The organism is Streptomyces sp. NPDC021080 (genome assembly GCF_044333225.1).
Classification (GTDB): Bacteria; Actinomycetota; Actinomycetes; order Streptomycetales; family Streptomycetaceae; genus Streptomyces.
The window spans coordinates 83,016-103,984 of sequence record NZ_JBIRQM010000021.1 but is presented as its reverse complement, the minus strand read 5'-3'; the positions used below and the strand labels follow the sequence as shown (position 1 = coordinate 103,984).

17 protein-coding genes and 1 other RNA gene are annotated in these 20,969 nt (G+C 70.6%); 11 read left to right on the top strand and 7 right to left on the bottom strand.

Going from position 1 to position 20,969, the window contains the following annotated elements:
• Positions 1-70: 70 nt before the first annotated feature.
• A complete protein-coding gene (locus ACH4S8_RS38535; RefSeq protein WP_398402769.1) occupies positions 71-655 on the top strand; it encodes a hypothetical protein in 585 nt (194 codons plus the stop codon).
• A gap of 97 nt (positions 656-752) precedes the next feature.
• Here ACH4S8_RS38535 and ACH4S8_RS38530 read toward each other — a convergent pair whose 3' ends face one another.
• Positions 753-944: a hypothetical protein gene (locus ACH4S8_RS38530; protein WP_028805018.1), complete on the bottom strand. Its 192-nt coding sequence runs from the start codon at positions 942-944 to the stop codon at positions 753-755.
• Between the two features lie 302 nt (positions 945-1,246).
• Between ACH4S8_RS38530 and ftsE the strand changes: the two genes are divergently transcribed.
• The 6 genes from ftsE (at position 1,247) to ACH4S8_RS38500 (ending at position 6,917) form a co-directional block, all read left to right on the top strand.
• Positions 1,247-1,936 carry a cell division ATP-binding protein FtsE gene (ftsE, locus tag ACH4S8_RS38525; protein ID WP_037619290.1) on the top strand — a complete coding sequence of 230 codons (690 nt, stop codon included), beginning with the start codon at positions 1,247-1,249 and terminating at the stop codon, positions 1,934-1,936.
• Between the two features lie 33 nt (positions 1,937-1,969).
• Positions 1,970-2,890 carry a permease-like cell division protein FtsX gene (gene ftsX / locus ACH4S8_RS38520; protein ID WP_398402765.1) on the top strand — a complete coding sequence of 307 codons (921 nt, stop codon included), beginning with the start codon at positions 1,970-1,972 and terminating at the stop codon, positions 2,888-2,890.
• Between the two features lie 67 nt (positions 2,891-2,957).
• Entirely contained in the window at positions 2,958-4,124 is a 1,167-nt protein-coding gene (locus ACH4S8_RS38515; protein ID WP_398402763.1) for a S41 family peptidase, read from the top strand.
• 81 nt (positions 4,125-4,205) lie between these two features.
• Positions 4,206-4,748: an SsrA-binding protein SmpB gene (smpB, locus tag ACH4S8_RS38510; protein ID WP_398402823.1), complete on the top strand. Its 543-nt coding sequence runs from the start codon at positions 4,206-4,208 to the stop codon at positions 4,746-4,748.
• 140 nt (positions 4,749-4,888) lie between these two features.
• Positions 4,889-5,276: a transfer-messenger RNA gene (ssrA, locus tag ACH4S8_RS38505) on the top strand.
• A gap of 252 nt (positions 5,277-5,528) precedes the next feature.
• A complete protein-coding gene (locus ACH4S8_RS38500) occupies positions 5,529-6,917 on the top strand; it encodes a hypothetical protein (protein WP_398402761.1) in 1,389 nt (462 codons plus the stop codon).
• A gap of 107 nt (positions 6,918-7,024) precedes the next feature.
• Here ACH4S8_RS38500 and ACH4S8_RS38495 read toward each other — a convergent pair whose 3' ends face one another.
• From ACH4S8_RS38495 to ACH4S8_RS38470, 6 genes are all read right to left on the bottom strand, one after another.
• On the bottom strand, positions 7,025-8,038 hold the full coding sequence (locus ACH4S8_RS38495) for a LacI family DNA-binding transcriptional regulator (protein WP_398402759.1): 1,014 nt from the start codon (positions 8,036-8,038) through the stop codon (positions 7,025-7,027).
• A 2-nt stretch (positions 8,039-8,040) separates the two neighbouring features.
• Entirely contained in the window at positions 8,041-10,293 is a 2,253-nt protein-coding gene (gene yicI, locus ACH4S8_RS38490) for an alpha-xylosidase (RefSeq protein ID WP_398402757.1), read from the bottom strand.
• A gap of 11 nt (positions 10,294-10,304) precedes the next feature.
• A complete protein-coding gene (locus tag ACH4S8_RS38485; RefSeq protein WP_398402755.1) occupies positions 10,305-11,126 on the bottom strand; it encodes a carbohydrate ABC transporter permease in 822 nt (273 codons plus the stop codon).
• Positions 11,123-12,088, bottom strand: coding sequence for a carbohydrate ABC transporter permease (locus ACH4S8_RS38480; protein ID WP_398402753.1), 966 nt, complete (start codon positions 12,086-12,088; stop codon positions 11,123-11,125). Before ACH4S8_RS38480 ends, ACH4S8_RS38485 begins: the two co-directional genes overlap by 4 nt.
• Positions 12,085-13,380 carry an ABC transporter substrate-binding protein gene (locus ACH4S8_RS38475; protein WP_398402751.1) on the bottom strand — a complete coding sequence of 432 codons (1,296 nt, stop codon included), beginning with the start codon at positions 13,378-13,380 and terminating at the stop codon, positions 12,085-12,087. Before ACH4S8_RS38475 ends, ACH4S8_RS38480 begins: the two co-directional genes overlap by 4 nt.
• A 119-nt stretch (positions 13,381-13,499) precedes the next feature.
• A complete protein-coding gene (locus ACH4S8_RS38470; protein ID WP_398402749.1) occupies positions 13,500-14,777 on the bottom strand; it encodes an MFS transporter in 1,278 nt (425 codons plus the stop codon).
• Positions 14,778-14,860: 83 nt separating this feature from the next.
• Here ACH4S8_RS38470 and ACH4S8_RS38465 point away from each other — a divergent pair, with 83 nt between their 5' ends.
• The 4 genes from ACH4S8_RS38465 to ACH4S8_RS38450 all read left to right on the top strand — a co-directional run bounded on the left by ACH4S8_RS38465 (position 14,861) and on the right by ACH4S8_RS38450 (position 20,944).
• Complete coding sequence (locus ACH4S8_RS38465) at positions 14,861-15,853, top strand: LysR family transcriptional regulator (protein WP_398402747.1); 993 nt, start codon at positions 14,861-14,863, stop codon at positions 15,851-15,853.
• Between the two features lie 399 nt (positions 15,854-16,252).
• A complete protein-coding gene (locus tag ACH4S8_RS38460) occupies positions 16,253-17,188 on the top strand; it encodes a hypothetical protein (protein ID WP_398402745.1) in 936 nt (311 codons plus the stop codon).
• A 364-nt stretch (positions 17,189-17,552) separates the two neighbouring features.
• On the top strand, positions 17,553-19,658 hold the full coding sequence (locus ACH4S8_RS38455) for a glycosyltransferase (protein ID WP_398402821.1): 2,106 nt from the start codon (positions 17,553-17,555) through the stop codon (positions 19,656-19,658).
• Positions 19,655-20,944 carry an acyltransferase gene (locus ACH4S8_RS38450; RefSeq protein ID WP_398402743.1) on the top strand — a complete coding sequence of 430 codons (1,290 nt, stop codon included), beginning with the start codon at positions 19,655-19,657 and terminating at the stop codon, positions 20,942-20,944. The genes ACH4S8_RS38455 and ACH4S8_RS38450 overlap by 4 nt, the downstream gene beginning before the upstream one ends.
• Positions 20,945-20,969 lie beyond the last annotated feature (25 nt).

Here is a 20,969-nt window from a genome sequence, read left to right as displayed (position 1 = left end):
AACGCCTCCTGTGACGCCGTGGCCCCGGGCGCTGCTCCATTGACGATCAGCTACTGGGGGTAGCAGGCAGATGACCAAGAAGACGCGGATTCTCGCGGCTCGCATAGCGGCCGGCGCGGTGATCGCGGCCGGCGCTTCGCTGACCGTGGCCGGTGTCGCCTCGGCGACCGGCGCCGACGGCCCGACTCCGACTCCGACCGCGACCGTCACGGGTATCCCGGAGTCCCCGGCTCCCACCGCTCCCACGCAGGAGCCCCCGACGTCGCAGCCTCCCACGGAGATACCGCCGACCTCGCAGGCTCCCACGCAGGTGCCCCCGACGTCGCAGGCCCCGACCACCACGGCGCCCACCGGCAACCCGACCGAGCCGACCGAGGACCCCTCCTCCGGCAGCACCACGGCCCCCGCCGGGAACGGCACGGGCGGCAACGACGCCGACCCCAACGGCGGGTCCAGCGCCCAGGAGGAGGGCTCCTCGGCCCTCACCGACACCGGCTCGGACACCCAGGCCCAGGGCAAGGACGGCGCGCTCGCCGAGACGGGTGCCGGCCAGACCGCGTTCCTGATCGCCGGCGCCGCCACGATGATCGCCGGCGGCGTCGGCTTCCGTCTGCTGCCGCGCCTCGCGGGCGGCCGCGGCGGTGCCGCCGCCTGACGCTCCGCACGTACGCCGAAGGGCCCGGAGCAGCTCGCTCCGGGCCCTTTCCGGGTCGGGGGTGACGGCGGGCCGTGCCGGGCCGTCCCCGGGCCCCTCACACCGTCTGGTGGGCCACCAGCGCCAGCGCCGCGATCAGTACCGCGAGCAGGGCGATCAGCGCCATGGGGTTGAGTCCCGCGAAGGGGCTCTCCTGCTGGAGCCGCTCGCGGTTCGCACGGCAGACGGGGCAGCGGCCCTCGCTGACGGGTGCCGCGCAGTTAGCGCATACCAATCGGTCGTACGTCATGCGCCGGCCCTCCTTGCGACGTCTCCGCATACGCAGCTCTCTCGCGTACACGTCGCTCTCTTAACGCTGCGGCGAACGCAACCGTTCCCCTACCACTGTGCCAGGTTCCGTGGAATTCGGCGCGGCTCCCCCTTTTCCTGCCCCGCCCGGGGTGCCCCCAGCCCCTCGGACCGGGTGTGAATCTCGCCTCAGATCCGTGACAAATCGTGCAAGCCGCGCGCAACCGCGTACGCCGACTGCGCTCGCACACCGGGTTCGCGTATGGTCACGCACACCTACCCCCGGCGACCCGTGGTGCACCCGTGATCCGATTCGACAATGTCTCCAAGGTCTACCCCAAGCAGACCCGCCCCGCTCTCAGGGATGTCTCCCTGGAGGTCGAGCGCGGAGAATTCGTGTTCCTCGTGGGGTCCTCCGGCTCCGGAAAGTCCACCTTCCTGCGGCTGATCCTCCGCGAGGAGCGGACCAGCCAGGGCCAGGTGCACGTCCTGGGCAAGGACCTCGCGCGCCTCTCCAACTGGAAGGTGCCGCAGATGCGCCGCCAGCTGGGGACCGTGTTCCAGGACTTCCGCCTCCTGCCCAACAAGACGGTCGCCGAGAACGTGGCCTTCGCCCAGGAGGTCATCGGCAAGTCCCGCGGCGAGATCCGCAAGTCCGTGCCCCAGGTGCTCGACCTCGTCGGCCTGGGCGGCAAGGAGGACCGGATGCCCGGCGAGCTCTCCGGTGGTGAGCAGCAGCGTGTGGCCATCGCGAGAGCCTTCGTGAACCGGCCCAAGCTCCTCATCGCCGACGAGCCGACCGGAAACCTCGACCCACAGACCTCCGTGGGCATCATGAAACTGCTCGACCGGATCAACCGGACGGGCACCACGGTCCTGATGGCGACGCACGACCAGAACATCGTGGACCAGATGCGCAAGCGCGTCATCGAGCTGGAGAAGGGCCGTCTCGTCCGCGACCAGGCGCGCGGCGTCTACGGCTACCAGCACTGATCATCGTCCACGGAAAGGTCTGAGGAAGACGCCATGCGCGCGCAGTTCGTTCTGTCGGAGATCGGTGTCGGTCTCCGCCGCAACCTGACCATGACCTTCGCGGTCGTCGTCTCGGTCGCCCTCTCGCTCGCCCTGTTCGGCGGCTCGCTCCTGATGAGCGACCAGGTGAACACCATGAAGGGCTACTGGTACGACAAGGTCAACGTCTCGATCTTCCTCTGCAACAAGAGCGACGCCGAGTCCGACCCGCACTGCGCCAGGGGTGCGGTCACCAGCGACCAGAAGAAGCAGATCGTCGCCGACCTGGACAAGATGTCCTCGGTCGTCCAGAAGGTCACCTACGAGTCCTCCGACCAGGCGTACAAGCACTACAAGGAGCAGTTCGGCGACTCCCCGCTGGCCAGCTCCCTCACGCCGGACCAGATGCAGGAGTCGTACCGGATCAAGCTGAAGGACCCGGAGAAGTACCAGGTCATCGCGACCGCCTTCGACGGCCGTGACGGCGTGCAGTCCGTCCAGGACCAGAAGGGCATCCTGGACAACCTGTTCGGGCTCCTCAACGGCATGAACTGGGCCGCGCGCGCGGTGATGGCGATGATGCTCGTCGTCGCGCTGATGCTGATCGTCAACACCGTGCGCGTCTCGGCGTTCAGCCGACGGCGTGAGACGGGGATCATGCGGCTCGTCGGCGCCTCCGGCTTCTACATCCAGGCGCCGTTCATCGCGGAGGCCTCGGTCGCCGGACTCATCGGCGGCGGCGTCGCCTGCGGATTCCTGCTGATCGCCCGGTACTTCATCATCGACCACGGCCTGGACCTGTCCCACAAGCTGAACCTGATCAACTTCATCGGCTGGGACGCCGTGCTGACCAAGCTCCCGCTCATCCTCGCGACGAGCCTGCTGATGCCCGCGGTGGCCGCGTTCTTCGCTTTGCGCAAGTACCTGAAGGTGTGACGCATCCCAAGAGGGCCGTACCGTCAACCGGCGGTGCGGCCCTTCGCGTTGTCCTAGACTCACCGGCATGTCAGGCCGTGACCTGTTCTGCGAGCCCCGCCGCATCCGCCGCGGGGCGGCCCTGACATTGGTGTTCGCGAGTCTCCTCGTCGCCGGAGCGGCGACCGGATCGTTCTCCGACCCCGCCCGCAAGACCGGTCCCGAGGCGCCCGGTTCGGCGTCGGCACGCCATCACGACGAGGTCACCCGGGCCGCCGCCGAGGCGATGGCCGACGGCAAGTCCCCCATGGAGGCCGCCGAGAGGGCCGTCAGCCGCAGCGGGGACCGCTGGGGCGCCGTCTACTCCCAGGGCGAGTACGAGGAGTTCGAGGAGGCCCTCGACGGTCAGTACACCGGCGTCGGCCTGTGGGCCCGCCGTGAGCGCGACGGACGCATCGAGGTCACCCGCGTCAGCGCCGGCTCGCCCGCCGCCGCCGCGGGCATCCGCAAGGGCGACCGGCTGCGCACCGTCGACGGCGCGGAGGTGGACGGCCGACCGGTCACGGAGGTCGTCTCGTTACTGCGCGGCGACGCGGACGACGCGAGTGCCGGCACGAAGGTCTCCCTCGGTCTGGAGCGCGGCACGCAGTCGTGGAGCCGGACCCTGCGCCGCGCCCGGCTCTCCACGGACTCGGTGACCGTCGGCAGGCTGCCCGGCGGGGTCACCCTGATCAAGGTCGACGCCTTCACCAAGGGGGTCGGCGACGCCGTACGGACCGCGGTCGGCCGGGCGCCGGGCCGGGCCGGGATCGTCCTCGACCTGCGCGGCAATTCCGGCGGCCTGGTCGCCGAGGCCGTCACCACCGCCTCCGTCTTCCTCGACGGCGGCCTCGTCGCCACGTACGACGTGAACGGCTCCCAGCGCGCCCTGCACGCGGAGGCGGGCGGCGACACCACCAGACCCCTGGTCGCGCTCGTCGACGGCGGCACGATGAGCGCGGCCGAGATGCTCACCGGAGCCCTCCAGGACCGGGGGCGCGCGGTCGTCGTGGGGTCCAGGACCTTCGGCAAGGGCTCGGTCCAGATGCCGAGCCGGCTGCCCGACGGCTCCGTCGCCGAGCTGACCGTCGGCCACTACCGCACCCCCGCGGGCCGCTCCGTCGACGGCCGGGGCATCACTCCCGACCTGGAGGCGGACAAGGAGTCGCTGAAGCGGGCCGAGACCGTGCTGAGCGGTCTCGGGGACCTTCCCTGACGCGCCGGCCGCGGACCCGGTAATCGGCTTTCCCCCGAGCCCCCCTGTAGTGCGAAAATGGCCAGCACTATGAGCAAGGGAATGTACGTACCGAAGGAGTCCCAGCCCAAGCAGGGCGGGGCTGCCGCCAAGTCCAGGGACGGCGAGAAGGGCGGCAAGCGCAAGATCGTCGCGCAGAACAAGAAGGCCCGCCACGACTACGCGATCATCGACACCTACGAGGCCGGGCTCGTCCTGACCGGTACCGAGGTCAAGTCGCTGCGCCAGGGCCGGAGCTCGCTGGCCGACGGGTTCGTCCAGATCGACGGGGGCGAGGCGTGGCTGCACAACGCCCACATCCCGGAGTACAACCAGGGCAGCTGGACCAACCACTCCGCGCGCCGCAAGCGCAAGCTGCTGCTGCACCGCGAGGAGATCGACAAGCTGTCCGTGAAGTCCGAGGAGACGGGCCACACGATCGTGCCGCTCGTCCTGTACTTCAAGGACGGCCGGGCGAAGGCGGAGATCGCGCTCGCACGGGGCAAGAAGGAGTACGACAAGCGGCAGACCCTGCGCGAGAAGCAGGACCGGCGCGAGTCGGACCGGGCCATCGCCGCGGCCAAGCGGAAACAGCGCGGCGAGTGACGTGCCGGACGGCGCGGCGGGCGGCCGCGCCGGAATAGGCTGGCACCGTCGTGCGTCGGTCACGTACGATGGCAACGTGCCCCACAGCGGGTATGTGGTTCCTCCTCGGAGGGGCCGGGCTTGTTTTGAAAAATCAACATGGGGATGATCGGTTTCGACAGCGGCTGTTGAAGCAGGGGAAGCGTGTCGAGGAAGCGGCAATGATCTCGTAAACCATATGTCGCAAAAAATAATCGCCAATACCAAGAGCGATTCCCAGTCCTTCGCCCTCGCTGCCTAATAAGCAGTGAGTGAGGGACCCTAAAGGGTGTCAGCCCGGGAGTGTTCCCGGCCCGGATCCTGGCATAATCTAGGGAACTAAACCAGCGAGCCCGGTCACGGGGTTCGATGGGAAATCAAACAGTGACTGAGCCCGTCGGCGACTTGTTCGCGTGATCACCGGGGCTGAGAAAATCGCAGCGAACTGCACACGGAGAAGCCCTGATTTTGCACCGTTGGACGCGGGTTCGATTCCCGCCATCTCCACTCATCCCATGTGGGCACAGGCCCCGCCGCTTTCGAGCGACGGGGCCTGTGTCATGCCGTGTGCCGGGCGTGGTGGCCGATAGGGGGCGACTTCCGTTCCCGGCCGATTCCCTGCCCCGTACGTTTTTCGTCCCGCGAGGAACGCATGCCCGGGCTTCGGGAAGTCCGTTGTCGGAGATTCGGGAGCGTCCGCCGGACACGACCGGTGAGGGGCCGCAGGTCCGTGAGAGGCATCGAGAACCGGAGGGGACGACCGTGACGGGACGGCAGGAGCCGTACTACGTCTGCTACGACGGGGACTTCGGGCTCAGCGGGCTGGCCGAGGCGTTCGCCCTCTCACCCGCTCCCCCCGAGAACGCCCGCGCGGCACTCGGCCTCGTCACGGCGAAGCTCGACGCGTACGACCGTGAGACGCCCGTGGGCAGCGTCGACCATCTCGGCGCGGATCAGCGGAGCATCCTCGGTTACGACACCAGCCACGACGAGTGGGGGTACGCCGACGATCTGCGCGACGACGTGCGCACCCTCGTCGAGTCGCCGCTGTCGGACGAGGCGATCCAGGCCGTGTGGCGAGTGGCAGCCGGGGGCGTGTGGGATCCGGCGGCGCACGGCATGAGCACCCGTGACTGGCTGCGGTGCGTCGAGGAGACCTGTGCCGCGCGCCCGCCCCGGAGGATCCCCGGGCGGCGCCCGGCACCTTCCCTGATGTGGGACGCCCGGCCGCCGTCGGCCGACGAGGTGCGGGACGACGTCGTCGCGGAGATCCGTTCCTGCCGCGAGCGGCCGGCAGGTTCCCTCCCTTCCCCCGGCACTCTGTCGGCCCTCGAGGAGGTGGCCGTCCACGCTCGTCCCGAACTTGCCTTCCGGCTCTTCCTCCGCGCGCTGAAGGCGTGCTCCGTGCGGATCGACAAGGAGCGGTACGACCGGTTCCAGGCGCTGGGTGACAGGTTCGGCCACCACTCTTCTCTGATCGACACCGGTCTCGACGTCGCGTGGCCGCCCGTCGACCCCGCCCGCCGGGACACCGTCTGGGACTTCGGTCTCTCCGGCCTCGCCGGGCAGGCCCACCAGGAGTGGCACGGAAACCGGGAGGACATCCGGAGGGCGGCCGAGGGCGACGACATCGGGCAGACCCCGGGCTCCGCGGCGGCCGTCCTCCTGGAGGACGCGCTCCGCCTGCTGCGCTCCGCGCTGCCCGACGCGGCGGTCTCCGCCCTGTGGTCCGGGGCCTCGGACGAGCCGCGGAGCACCGACGGCCGGGACTGGCTCCGGCTGATCGCGGACGTGTGCCGTGAGCGGCTGAGGGAGGTCGCCCCCGCGTACAGCCCCGTCGTGGCGCCCGCCCGTACCGAACTCACCGACACCGTGCTGCGTGAACTCCGGGAGACGGCACCCACGGTGGCGGACAAGGCCGTCAGCCGCCACTGGCGCCCCGTGCCCGCGACGGAGGTCATGGACGCGCTGGAACACGTGGTCACCCGGATCGACCCCGATCTCGGATTCCGGTTGTTCCTCCGTGTCCTGAGCAGGGTGCAGGCGTCCCTCACGCAGGAGCAGTACGACCGGTACCGGGCGATCGGCGAGCGCTTCGGATACGGCGAGTTCCATGTCTCCGACGTGGACCACCTGATCGAGACCGGCTGACCGGCCCCGGCGCAGGGTGGACGTGGTGGGAGGCGGCCGCCGTCGCGTGGTCGTACGGGGTCGCCGTCCCGCGCGCCTTCGACCGCCCGGCCCCGTGTCATGGCTCCTCAGGAACTCAGTGTGCGGGGTGCCGTGCTGGCCCGCTCCGTCATCCGGGGGGTGAGCAGGGTCGCCTCCGGGCAGGGCGTGCCGTCCAGCTTGTTCATCAGCAGGTCGACCGCTCGCGCGCCCACTTCGGCGGAGGGGATGGCGATCGAGGTGACCGGCACGCGCAGGCCCCCGGCGAGCTCGTCCGGGCAGATCGCGGTGACGGACAGATCGGCCGGAATCCGCAGGCCGAGCTGCTCGAAGGCGTCGATCAGCGGTTCCAGGACCGCCTCGTTGTGGACGACGACACCGGTCAACGCGGGCTGTTCGCGCAGGAGTTGCTCGGCGATCAGGCGGGCCGCGGCGGGCGAGGCCGCACAGGGGTGGACGGACGAGGCCAGCCCGTTGCGGTCGGCGGCGGCCGTGAACCCCTGCACCACCCGCTGCGCGAACGCCGTGCCCCGCAGATACACCTCCGGCGGTGAGCCGACCAGCGCGACCACCCGGTGCCCGAGCCCCGCGAGCCGCTCCACACACAGCTCGCCGGCCGCCTCGAAGTCCAGGTCGATGCAGGTGAGCCCGTCGGGGGCGGCCGGGAAGCCGATGAGCACCGACGGCCTCTCCAGCGCGCGCAGCAGCGGCAGCCGGGGATCGTGGAGCTGGACGTCCATCACGATCAGCGCGTCCACCAGCGCGGTGTCCGCGACCCGGCGCAGTCCCTCCTCGCCCTCCTCCTGGGTGAGCAGCAGGACGTCGTGGTCGTGCCGCCGGGCCGCCGTCACCACCGACACCGCGAACTGCATCACCACCGGCACATGGATGCCCGCCCGCAGCGGTACGACCAGCGCCAGGACGTTGGACCGGCTGCTGGCCAGCGCCCTGGCCCCCGCGTGCGGACGGTAGCCGAGCCGGCGGATGGCCTCCTCGACGCGCAGCCGGGTCGCCTCGGAGATCGGCCGCTTGCCGCTGAGGGCGTAGGAGACGGTGCTCGGGGACACCCCGGCGTGCCGCGCCACATCGGTGATCTTGACCATCGCTACGACTCCAGATCGAGGGAGAGAAAGCCCGTCCCGGCACCGGCCCGGACCTCGCGTCCGCCCGCGGCCAGCCCCCAGGGCCTGGACGGATCGCCGCAGGACGCGCGCAGGGTGTTCCCCTCGCGCACGACGGTGAAGGTGACCTGCCCGACCGGCACCGTCACCCGCGCGCCCCGCTCCAGGCCGTACGCGCGCAGGGTGACCCCGTCGGCGTGGTCGTACTCGGGGCGGTCGTCCACCGCGCCGACCGGGATCACCGCGCCCGGCCGCACGAGCAGCGGCACGCTGGTGAAACCGTGCCGCTCGCGCACCCAGCGCGGTCCGGTCACCGGCGGCCCGCCGAGGTAGGGGGTCCAGGTGCCCTCGGGCACGTAGTACGAGACGTCCCCCTCGTCGCTGAAGACGGGCGCGACCAGCAGGTCCGGGCCGAGCATGTACTGCCGCTCCAGATGCGCGCACCCCGGATCGTCCGGGAACTCCAGGACCATCGCCCGCATCATCGGCACCCCCTCCGCGTGGGCGGTGCGGGCGGCCTCGTACAGATACGGCATGAGGCCGAGCTTGAGGCGGGTGAACAGCCGCAGGACGTCCACGGCCTCCTCGTCGAACAGCCAGGGCACGCGGTACGAGGACGAGCCGTGCAGCCGGCTGTGCGAGGACAGCAGCCCGAAGGCGATCCACCGCTTGAACAGCGCGGGCGACGGTGTCCCCTCGAAGCCGCCGATGTCGTGGCTCCAGAACCCGAACCCCGACATGCCGAGACTGAGTCCGCCGCGCAGCGACTCGGCCATCGACGCGTACGTCGCCTCGCAGTCGCCGCCCCAGTGCACCGGGAACCGCTGGCTGCCCACGGTCGCCGACCGGGCGAAGACGACGGCCTCGTGCTCCCCGCGGTGTTTGCGCAGCACATCGAACACGGTCCGGTTGTAGAGGTACGTGTAGTAGTTGTGCATGCGCTCCGGGTCGGCGCCGTCGGCGTAGGCCACGTCCACCGGGACCCGCTCGCCGAAGTCGGTCTTGAAGCAGTCGACGCCCTGGTCGAGCAGCGCCTCCAGCTTCGAGGCGTACCAGTCCCGGGCGGCCGCGCTGGTGAAGTCGACCAGGGCCATGCCCGGCTGCCACAGGTCCCACTGCCACACGCTGCCGTCGGGCCGCCGCAGCAGATGCCCGAGGGCCCGCCCCTCGGCGAACAGCGGTGAGCGCTGCGCGATGTACGGGTTGATCCAGACGCTGATCCGCAGCCCCTTGTCCTTCAGCCGCGCGAGCATGCCCTCCGGGTCGGGGAACACCCGCGGGTCCCAGCGGAAGTCGCACCAGTTGAACTCGCGCATCCAGAAGCAGTCGAAGTGGAAGACGGACAGCGGCAGTTCACGCTCCCGCATGCCGTCGATGAAGGAGGTGACGGTGTCCTCGTCGTAGGAGGTGGTGAAGGACGTCGACAGCCACAGCCCGAAGGACCACGCGGGCGGCAGGGCCGGACGCCCGGTGAGCGCGGTGTACTTGCGCAGGATGTCCTTCGGGGTCGGGCCGTGGATGACGTAGTACGTCAGCTCCTGTGTCTCGGCGCTGAACTGGACCCGGGAGACGGCCTCCGAACCGACCTCGAAGGAGACCCGCCCGGGGTGGTCGACGAACACGCCGTAGCCCGCGTCCGTCAGATAGAACGGCACGTTCTTGTAGGCCTGTTCGGTGGCGGTGCCGCCGTCCGCGTTCCACATGTCCACCACCTGGCCGTTCTTGACGAGCGGTCCGAACCGCTCGCCGAGACCGAAGACCCGGGTGCCGACGCCGAGGTCCAGCTGCTCGCGCAGATAGTGGGCGCCGGTCGCGTCCCGCATGATGCCCATGCCCTTGGGGCCGCTGCTGGTCAGGGTGCGGCCGTGCGCGAGGAAGTCGATGTGCCAGGGAGCGGTGCGGGCGACCCGGACGGACAGGGCGCCCGAGGTCAGGGTCGCGTGGCCGTCGTCGTACTCGGTGCGCGGGGTGAACCCGGTTCCGTGCAGCTCGAACCGGGGGCCCCGGGGCTCCTCGCCCTGGAAGTGGGTGAACGTGACGCCGATGACGTCGGGCATCGGCGCGTGGGCGCTGATCGTCACGACCGGTCCTTTCAGCAGGTCGCCGCGGTGCCGGATGGGCTGGGTCGGCGCGTGGATCTCCAGGCCGCCGGGGCCCGAGGTCACGTCGAGGACCTCGACCGGATGGGCCGCGGTGACGCCCTCGCGCAGCAGCCAGTAGCCGTCCGTGAACTTCACTGTCGTACCCCCTACTTGACTGCGCCGACGGCGATACCGCGGGTCAGGGTCCGCTGGAAGAGCAGGAAGAAGACGATGGCGGGCAGCACGCCGAGGAGGGCGGCCGCGTTCGTCATCGTGGCGTCCATCAGACGCTGCCCCTGCAGGACGCCGAGGGCCACCGACACCGTCTGGTTGTCGTTGGAGATCAGCATGACCAGCGGCAGCAGGAACTCGTTCCACGTCCAGATGAAGAAGAAGACGAGGAGCACCCCGATCGTGGGGCGGCTGACCGGGACCACGATCCGCCACAGCACCTGCCACCGGTTCGCCCCGTCGATCCGCGCGGCCTCGATGATCTCGCGCGGGAACCGTCCGAGGACGGAGGAGAGGAGATAGGTGCCGAAGGCCGCCTGGATCACCGTGAACACGATGATCACGCTGAGCCGGGTGTCGTAGAGGCCGGCCTGCTTGCTCAGGTAGTACAGCGGATAGACCAGCGACTCCTGCGGCAGGGTGTTCGCGAGGACGAAGAAGGCGAGCACCCAGGTGCGGCCCCTGATCCGGCCGATGCCGATCGCGTACGCGTTCAGGACGGACAGCACCGCGGCCCCGACGGCCACCGAGCCGGAGATCAGCACCGAGTTCAGGAGCTTTCGCCCGAAGTCGACGCGCCGCCAGAAGTCCTCGATCCCGTCCAGGTAGAGGCCGTGCGGAAGACCGAGCGGGCCGTGCGCGGCGTACTCGGCGGGCGACTTGACCGCGTTGAGGGCCACGACGGCGAAGGGCAGCACCATGAACAGCGCGCCGACGACGAGGGCCGCGAGCACCGGGTAACGGCGGAGCGCGGTCATGCGTGGCCCCCTTCCTCGGCGTCCTCGGCGCGGGTCTGGAACCGCAGCCCGATCAGCGCCAGCGCCAGGACGACCACGGTCAGGACGGTGGAGATCGCGGCCCCGTACCCGACCTGGGTCTTCTCGAAGAACGTCGTGAAGGAGAAGTACGACGGCACGTCGGTGGCGCCGCCCGGGCCGCCCTTCGTCAGGACGTAGACCGCCCCGAACACCTTCAGCGCGGCGATCGTGCACCACAGCAGGACGACCGAGATCTCGGGGCGGATCTGCGGCAGCGTGATGTGCCAGAACCGCCGCCACCAGCCCGCGCCGTCCAGCTCTGCGGCCTCGTACAGCTGCGGGTCCACGCGCTGCAGTCCCGCCATGAAGACGACGAGCGGGAAGCCGAGCTGCACCCACACCATCACGCCCATGACGCTGTAGAGCGCGATGTCGGGGTCGCCCAGCCAGTCCTGCTGCCAGGAGCCGAGGCCGACGGCCTTGAGCAGTTCGTTCAGCGATCCGCCGTCGGGCGCGAGGATCCAGCTCCACACGATCCCGGCGACGGCGATCGGCAGCACCTGGGGCAGGTAGAAGCAGGCCCGGAGCACGGCCGCCGTCCGCGTCCCGAAGTGCTTGGCGACGAAGTCGAACAGGGCGGCGGCCAGGACCAGTCCGAGGGCGGTCGGCACGACGGCCATCGCGACGACCATGGACAGGCTGTGCCGGAAGGACGCCCAGAACTCGGAGTCGTCCAGCAGCTCGCGGTAGTTGGCGAGCCCGGTCCACGAAGGGGTCCCGACCCCCTGCCAGTCGGTGAAGCCGATCCCGGTGTTCATCAGGAACGGCACGACGACGACGGCCGTGAAGGCGAGCGCGCCGGGCAGCAGGAACAGCGCGTAGGAGGTGTGCGGGCGGCTCGGGTGACCGGCCCGGGCCTTCAGGCCGGTCACCCGTCCGCCGCGTTCGGCGGTCACCGTCATCGCCGCGGCACGCCCTTGTCGTACGCCTTCTGGAGGTTGTCCAGGTAGGCGTCGGGCTTCTCGCTGCCGGTGATCAGTTTCTGCGTCTCGGAGACGAGGGTGTCGTAGAAGCCCGCCACCGGCCAGTCCGGATAGAAGGCGAGCCCGTCACGCCCCGAGAGGGTGTTGTAGTCGGCTATCAGGGTCTTGGTCCTGGCGTCGGTGATCGCGGAGGTGTCCGCGGCCACCGGGACGCCGCCCTTGTTGCCCAGCAGGTTCTGGATCTTCTTCGACATGGTGATGTCGATGAAGTCGTAGGCCAGTTCCTTGTTCTTGGCGCCCTTGGGGACCACCCACAGGTTGCCGCCGGAGCCCAGGGTGAGGTTCGAGCCCGGGAACAGGCCGGAGTCCCAGTCGAACGTGGCCTCCGACTCGAAGCGGCCGTACCACCAGCTTCCGGAGAAGAGGATCGGCGACTTGCCCTGGAGCCAGGACACGCCCGCGTCCTCGGCCTTCGTGCCGCTGGACTTCTTGGAGATGTACCCCTTCTTCACCCAGTCGGCGAAGGTGTTCGCCGCGTAGCTCCAGGCCGTGTCGTGGAAGTCGGCCTTGCCCTTGTACAGCTCGTAGGTGTCGACCCAGGAGCGGTCGGCCTTGGAGAGGGCGAGCTGGTAGAGGTACTGCTGGGCGATGTACTCGGCGCCCGCGTTGGCGAGCGGGGTCACGCCCTTCGCCACGAACGCGTCCATCGCGGAGACCAGTTCGTCGTACGTGGTCGGCTCCGCGATCCCGTACTTCTTGAAGAGGTCCTTGTTGTAGAACGCCATCGTGTACTCGGCGTAGTCGGGCACGCCGTACCACTTGCCGGAGCCCATGACGCCGTTCGTGTCGTACTGGCTCGTGGTCCTCACCCCGGCGCTGAGCTTCTTGTCCCAGCCGCGCTCGGTGGCCTCGGCCGTGAGGTCGGTCAGCAGCCCCTGCTTGGACAGCAGGCCCGCCGTCGCGTTGCCCTTGTTGTACTCCATGAGGTCGGGGGCGTCGTCCGAGTTGAGGACCATGGGCGCCGTCTTCTGGATCTGCTCGAAGCCCTTCTCCTCGAACTTCACCTGCACACCCGGGTGTTGCGCTTCGAATTCCTTGATGGCCTCCTTCCAGGCCACCCCCATCGCGCTGTTCGGCGCTTCGTAGTGCCACAGTCTCAGGGTCTTGCCGTCGGAGGAGCCACTGTCCGAGCCGCCGCAGGCCGTCGCCAGCAGGGCACTTGCCAAGGTCACCGCCGCCATCGCCGTCAGGCGCCGTCGTTTCGTCGGCATCCACTGCCTCCAGGGGAGTTGGATGGGTATCGGACCGTCCCGCATCGTTCGTCGAATCGTTTCGATGCAGAACGTCGAAGCGCTTCGACGAGGGAAGGTAGGGGTGAGCGGTCAGCAGGTCAATGGGTTGAACCGGAATGGTGGACGGGGTTCGACGGGCCGGACAGCGGGGTGTGCCGGGGCGGGCGGGCCGGGGAGTGGGTCCTCGCGCCCAGCACGGCGATCACCAGCGCGGTCGTCGCCGCCACGACCGGGACCGTGTACCCGGTGGCCGGTGAGAGGTGCTCCACCACCCATCCGCCCACGGCGGAACCGCCGGCTATCCCGCCCAGCAGGCCGGTCACCGCGAGCGTCATGCCCTCGTTCAGCCGGCCTTCGGGCGTGCGCCGCTGGACCAGCGTCATGCCGGTGACCATGGTCGGAGCGGTCGCCATGCCGGCCACGAGCAGCGCACTCGCGAGCACCGGGAGCGAGCCGGTGAGCCGGACCGCGAGAAGGGGCAGCGTCAGCAGAACCGCCATGGCACCGACGCACACCGCGTACCGCCGCGAGGCGAACGCCTCGGCGTCGACCGGGACGTCCCGTTTCACCGCGCCGAACACCAGACCCGCCACGCACGACCCCGCCGCCTGGAGGGCGAGGACCACGCCCGCGGCGGACTTGTGCCCCTGCTCGTCCGCGAACGCGATCGTGGCCACCTCCATCGCGCCGAAGACCGCGCCGGTGGCGAGGAAGGAGAGCAGCAGCGGAGGCATTCCGGGCGCGAGCACGGGCGAGCCCGCCGTCGTGGCCGGCCGGAGCGGCGGCTGCGTCGAACGCTGTGCGGCGAAGAGCAGGACACCCGTCATCAGCAGCGCGGACCCCGTGAGCATGCCCGCCATCGGGGAGAGCGCCGTGCACAGGAAGGCCGCGAGCACCGGGCCCAGCATGAAGCACAGCTCGTCCACGGCCTGCTCGAAGGAGTTCGCGGTGTGCAGCGCTGCCGCGTCCCCCTTCAGGAGGTGGGCCCAGCGGGCGCGGGACATCCCGCCCGTGTTGGGGGTCGTGGCGGTGGCGGCGTACGCGGCGAAGAGGGTCCAGTCGGGCGCGCCGAAGCGCACGCACGCCACCAGTCCCGTCCCGCCGAGCAGCGCGACGGCCGTGGCGGGCACGGCCACCTCGGCCTGCCCGTACCGGTCGACGAGCCGAGCGGTCCACGGGGCGACCACGGCCGTCGTCGCGAGACCCGTCGCGGTGACGGCGCCGGCGAGCGCGTAGGAGCCCCGGGCGCCGGCGATCATGATGACCGCACTCACGCTGAACATGCCCATGGGCAGCCGGGCGACGAGATTTCCGAGGGTGAAGGCACGGGTGCCGGGCAACGCGAAGAGACGGCGGTACGGGGTGAGCGGTGACATGGGTGAACCGTCGCCCGGAATCCGGGGAGCGGTCCAACACTTACTGCGTCGCGATTCACGCACCTTCGTTGTAGGTTCACGTGATGCCTGGTCAACGCCCCTTTCCCGGTCATCTGGACCCGCGTCTGCTGCGCGCCTTCCTCGCGGTCGCCGAGGAGCTGCACTTCACCCGTGCCGCCGCTCGTCTGTACGTCGCCCAGCAGGCCCTGAGCCGTGACATCCGCCGGCTGGAGCGCGAACTCGGGGCGGAGCTGTTCGTGCGGACGACCCGGCAGGTGACGCCGACGGTGGACGCCGAGCGGCTGCTGCCGTACGCGCGGCGCCTGCTGGAGGCGCACGACGCGCTGCTGGACGCCTTCGCGCGGCCCGGCGGCGAGGAGAGGCCGCTGCTCGTCGACGTCAACACGCCCGGTCTGGTCTCCAGCCGCATCCTCGACCGGGCCCGCGCCCTCGCCCCCGGCAGCGAACTGATGGCCCGCTACGAGAGCGGGCTCACGGGCGCGGCGGCCGATCTGCTCGCCGGCCGCCTGGACGTGTCGTTCGGCCGGTTCGCCGGGCTCGACCCCGCCGTCCGGGCCCGGCTGGAGCAGCGGATCGTGCGCTACGAGCCGATGGCCGTCATCCTGCCCGAGGACCATTACCTCGCCGCCCTGGACGCGGTGCCGCTGGCCGCGCTCGCGGGCGAGACCGTGTACGCGGGGGCGGGGAACCCCAGGACGCTGGAGTGGACCGACCTGGCACACCACCTGTTCGAGGGACGGGGTATCCGACTCGCGTCACCCGCGCCGGTGGCGGTCGGAGCCGAGGAGTTCCGGCGGATCATGGCGAAGCACCGGAATCCCGTGCTGGCCGCGGTGGAGTTTCCGGCCATGCCCGGTTCGGTCTCGAGGCCGCTGATCGACCCCGTTCCCCTGTCACCCGTGTCGCTGGTGTGGCGCAAGGGGCTTGTCCACCCGGGGATCGATGCGCTCGTACGAGCCGCCGCCGAACTCGCGAGCGAAGAAGAGTGGCTGCTGAGTCCCCGGAAAGGGTGGATTCCGGCCATGGACGCCCTTGTTTCGATGAGCCGTACATGATCTGAAACACACGACTCCCACACGTGCGCTACGTTTCTCCCCCCCGGGCAGGGTGTGATATTGGGGGCGCTTGGGCTGGGTGGGGGCCCGTCCCGACGACACGGACAGCATGTGCCCGGAGCCGTCGCGCACCCGTCGGCAGTCCCTTGGGGGATATACGTGCGCGTTGAGAACTGGCGGAAAGACACCCGGCCGGCCGAGCGGGACATCGACGGGCGTGGCGGGTGCCGCGTCGATCCGCCGCCGGGGCGAGAAGCCGGGGAGCCGATCGCCCGTCCCACGGCCGGCGACGCGATGCCGTGGCCGGATATGGGAGTTGACATCGGTCCTGAGCGTGGGGAACGCGCCGAGCGAGCAGTCGGCGGACGTCCCGGGCGAATCCCGGAACCGGAGACCGAAGTGCTCGTCGGTCCCGTGGCGGCGACGGACGTGTTCTCCGGCCGGTGGCCCGAGGCGGGACCGCCCGGGCCCGGGCCGGTGGCGTGGCCCGGCGCCGCGGGCAGGACGACGGCCCCGTCGTCCCCGATCCGTACCGCCCCCACCCGTACCGCCCCGGCGCGGGCTTTCGGCGGCGGGCCGCCCCTTCATGACGGTCCGTCGGCCGAGCCGCTCCCCGGAGCGACGCCGGACGCCGGCCGTCCGCTGCCCGCGTCCGCGGAGAACTCCGGCGCACCGGCGAACGGCCACGACCCGAACGAGGTCACCGTCCAGCTCGGCGGCGTGAGCCTGCGGGCGCGCGGCACGGTCCAGCCGGGCAAGAACGTTTCGGCGGCCGGCGAGGCATCCGAGGGCCCCGTCTTCGTCGACGCGTCCGGCCGCCGCAGCCGCCGCTTCCGCCGCCTCGGCATGCTCGTCGCCGTGGCCTGCGCGGTCTACGCCGTCGTGATCGTCGCCACGCTGCTGTCGGGCAACTCGAACGCACCCTGGCTCCCGGTGCCGGGCCAGGAGGAGGACATGCCGGCCGGGCAGGTCAAGACCTCACCGCTGCCCACGCAACCGGTGAAGCGGTCCGGTACGCGCGGCGCCACCGCACCGCGCGCGGTGGCCACCGCCGGCGGCGGCGTGAGACCCTCGGCCGGCTCGACCGCCTCGGCCGGCGCCTCCCCCTCCGCCACGGCCGCGTCCGGCCACCCGAAGCCCAGCGCCTCGGCGACCAAGAAGCCGAAACCCGGTGTCACCACCAAGAGCCCGGCCCCCGACCCCAGGCCGTCCTCCTCGGCGGACGGCCGGCCCACGGCCCCCGTCACGGCGACCACCCCCGCCGGCACGGCCGCCCCCACGGAGACCGCGGGCACCCCCGGATCCACCGGAGCGGGGGCGGCACCGAATGAGTGACCTCGGTCGGCGCGCGCCCACCCGGCAGAAGCACGCTCCCACCACCGAGCCCGGTGCGGTGGACGACGGTCCCGCGCCCGGTGCGGTGGACGACGGCCCCGCGCCCGGTGCGGCGGGTGACGGTCCCGCGTCCGGCACGGTGGACGACGGCCCCGCGCCCGGCACGGCAGGTGACGGTCTTGTCCCCGGTGCGGCGGGTGACGGACCCGCTCCCAGTACGTCGGGTGACGGTCCCGTCCCCGGTCCGGCGGGTGACGGTCCCGCCCCCAGCGCGCCGGGCGGCGGATCCGGAACCGCCCCGCGACGAGGCCACGACGCCCGGCGCCGCCGCCTTCCCCTGCGTTTCGTGCTGCCCCTGCTCGTCATGCTCGCGATGACGGCGATGCTGATGCTGCACGGCTACGTGCACAGCGAGATCCTCGCGGACCACCGCATCAGGCCCGAGGCGGCCACGGACAAGGTGCCGCAGAAGATCCTCGACGGCGGGCCGGTCATCGACACCCGCAGCGGCCGCACGACCAGCCTCGGTATCCCGGACCACCGTCTCGTCCTCACCTTCGACGACGGCCCGGACCCGACCTGGACCCCCAAGGTGCTCGACGTCCTCAAGGCGAACCACGCCCACGCGGTCTTCTTCGTCACCGGCACCATGGCCTCGCGCTACCCGGATCTGGTCCGGCGCATGGTGAAGGAGGGCCACGAGGTAGGCCTGCACACCTTCAGCCACCCCGACCTGTCGTACCAGTCCAAGAGCCGCATCGACTGGGAGCTGTCGCAGAACCAGCTGGCGCTGGAGGGCGCGGCGGGCATCCGCAGCTCCCTGTTCCGTCCCCCGTACTCCTCGTTCGCCGACGCCATGGACGACGCGTCCTGGCCGGTGACGCAGTACGTCGGGACGCGCGGCTACATCACCGTCGTCAACAACACCGACAGCGAGGACTGGCAGAAGCCGGGCGTCGACGAGATCATCCGCCGTGCCACGCCCCAGGGCAGCAAGGGCGCCGTCGTCCTGATGCACGACTCGGGCGGCGACCGCCACCAGACCGTGCAGGCGCTCGCCGAGTTCGTTCCCCGGCTCCAGCGGGAGGGCTACGAGTTCCAGAACCTCACCGAGGCACTCGACGCGCCGAGCGCGAACATCCCGGTCACGGGTCTCGACCTGTGGAAGGGCAGGACCTGGATCTTCCTGGTGCAGGCCTCGGAGAGGACCACCGACATCCTGGTCGTCGGCATCGCGATCACCGGCGTGCTGGTCTTCACCCGCTTCGGGATGATGCTCCTGCTCTCCGCGCTGCACGCCCGCCGGGTCCGCCGAAAGGACTTCCGCCGGGGCACCGCCCCGGTCACCGAACCGGTGTCGGTGCTGGTCCCGGCGTACAACGAGGCCAAGTGCATCGAGAACACCGTGAACTCCCTGACGGCGAGCGAGCATCCCATCGAGGTTGTCGTCATCGACGACGGGTCGAACGACGGCACCGCCCGCATCGTCGAGGACATGCGCCTGCCGAACGTACGCGTGGTGCGCCAGTTCAACGCCGGCAAGCCCGCGGCCCTCAACCGGGGTCTGGCGAACGCCCGCCACGACATCATCGTGATGATGGACGGTGACACGGTCTTCGAACCCGCGACCGTCCGCGAACTCGTCCAGCCCTTCGCCGACCCCGGGGTCGGCGCGGTCGCGGGCAACGCCAAGGTCGGCAACCGGGACTCCCTCATCGGCGCCTGGCAGCACATCGAGTACGTGATGGGCTTCAACCTCGACCGCCGCATGTACGACCTGCTGCGCTGCATGCCCACCATCCCCGGCGCGGTCGGCGCCTTCCGCCGTACGGCACTCGAGCGCGTCGGCGGCATGAGCGAGGACACGCTCGCCGAGGACACCGACATCACGATGGCCCTGCACCGCGACGGCTGGCGCGTCGTCTACGCGGAGAACGCGCGCGCCTGGACCGAGGCCCCGGAGTCCGTCCAGCAGCTGTGGTCCCAGCGCTACCGCTGGTGCTACGGCACCATGCAGGCGATCTGGAAGCACCGCCGTGCCCTGGTCGAACGGGGCCCTTCGGGCCGCTTCGGCCGGGTCGGCCTGCCCCTGGTCTCCCTCTTCATGGTCCTGGCCCCGCTCCTGGCGCCCCTGATCGACCTCTTCCTCCTGTACGGCGTCGTCTTCGGCCCGACCGGGAGGACGATCGTGGCCTGGCTCGGTGTCCTCGGCATCCAGGCGGTGTGCGCGGCGTACGCCTTCCGCCTGGACAAGGAACGCATGACCCATCTGGTCTCGCTGCCCCTGCAGCAGATCCTCTACCGGCAACTGATGTACGTCGTGCTGCTGCAGTCCTGGATCACGGCCCTCACCGGCGGCCGGCTGCGCTGGCAGAAGCTGCGCCGCACGGGCGTCGTGGGGTCGGCGCCGGTGGCGGTCCCGCAGCGGCGGGCGTCACACGGCGGGAACGAACGGAGGCCGGTCGGATGACCACGCACGAGTACCCGGTGGGGGCGACCGCGCCGCTGTCGGCGGAGCCGGAGGACCCGGAGCGCGAGCCGGCCCCGCGCCGCCCCGGCCGCGACCGCTATCTGGACCTGCTCCGCTCCCTGGCGCTGATCCGTGTGGTCGTGTACCACCTGTTCGGCTGGGGCTGGCTGACGGTCGTCTTCCCGTCCATGGGCGTGATGTTCGCACTGGCGGGCTCCCTGATGGCGCGCTCGCTGAACAGGCCGCCGCTGAACGTGATCCGGGGACGGCTCAGGCGTCTGCTGCCCCCGTTCTGGGCGTTCGGCGCGGTGGTGCTGACCATGATGTTCCTGGCCGACTGGAACCCCGCCAAGGACCCCGACCTCGGCGGGACCTGGGGCCTGGTCGACCTGTTCGACTACGTCGTCCCGGTCGGCGCCCCTCCGTTCCCCTGGCACCTCGGCTCCCCGTCGGGCCTGCTGGAGGACAGCTGGGCGGTCGAGGCCGCGGGCGTCCTCTGGTACCTGCGCGCGTACCTGTGGTTCGTGGTCGCGTCCCCGTTCATGCTGTGGGCGTTCCGCCGCGCTCCCCGGGCGACCGTGCTGGCCCCTCTCGCCCTGACGGCGGTGGTCGGTACCGGTCTGGTCACCGTCCCCGGCGAGACGGGCAACGCCGTCACGGACTTCGCCGTCTACGGGGGCTGCTGGATCCTGGGCTTCGCGCACCACGAGGGGATGCTCGCGAAGGTCCCGCGCTACCTCGCCATCTCGTGCTCGGCCCTGATGATGGGCTTCGGCCTGTGGTGGGCCTCGGGTCATCTGGGCCCCGACGGCTGGGACTTGAACGACATCCCGCTGGCCGACGCGATGTGGTCCTTCGGTTTCGTGGTGATCCTGCTCCAGTACAGCCCGTCCTGGCGGGAACTGCCGGGCCGCCTCGCCCGCTGGGACAAGCTGGTGACGCTGTCCAACAACCGCGCGGTCACGATCTACCTGTGGCACAACATGCTCATCATGGCCACGGTCCCGATCCTCGACCAGCTGTACAACCTCCCCTTCATGGAGGACGACCGGGCGACCGCGGTCCTCGACTCGACCTACACCCTGTGGATGTTCGTCCTGGTGTGGCCACTGATCGGCCTGACCGTCCTGGCCTTCGGCTGGATCGAGGACATAGCCGCCCGGCGAAGCCCGCGCCTCTGGCCGAACGGATCCAAGAGCCGCAGGCCCAAGGGGCGTTCGGAGACCAAGCGGCGTTTGGAGAGCAGGGAGCGTTCGGAGACCAGGGGGAGCGGGGCCAAGACCTGAGCGGCAGGGCGTACCCGTCCGGTTC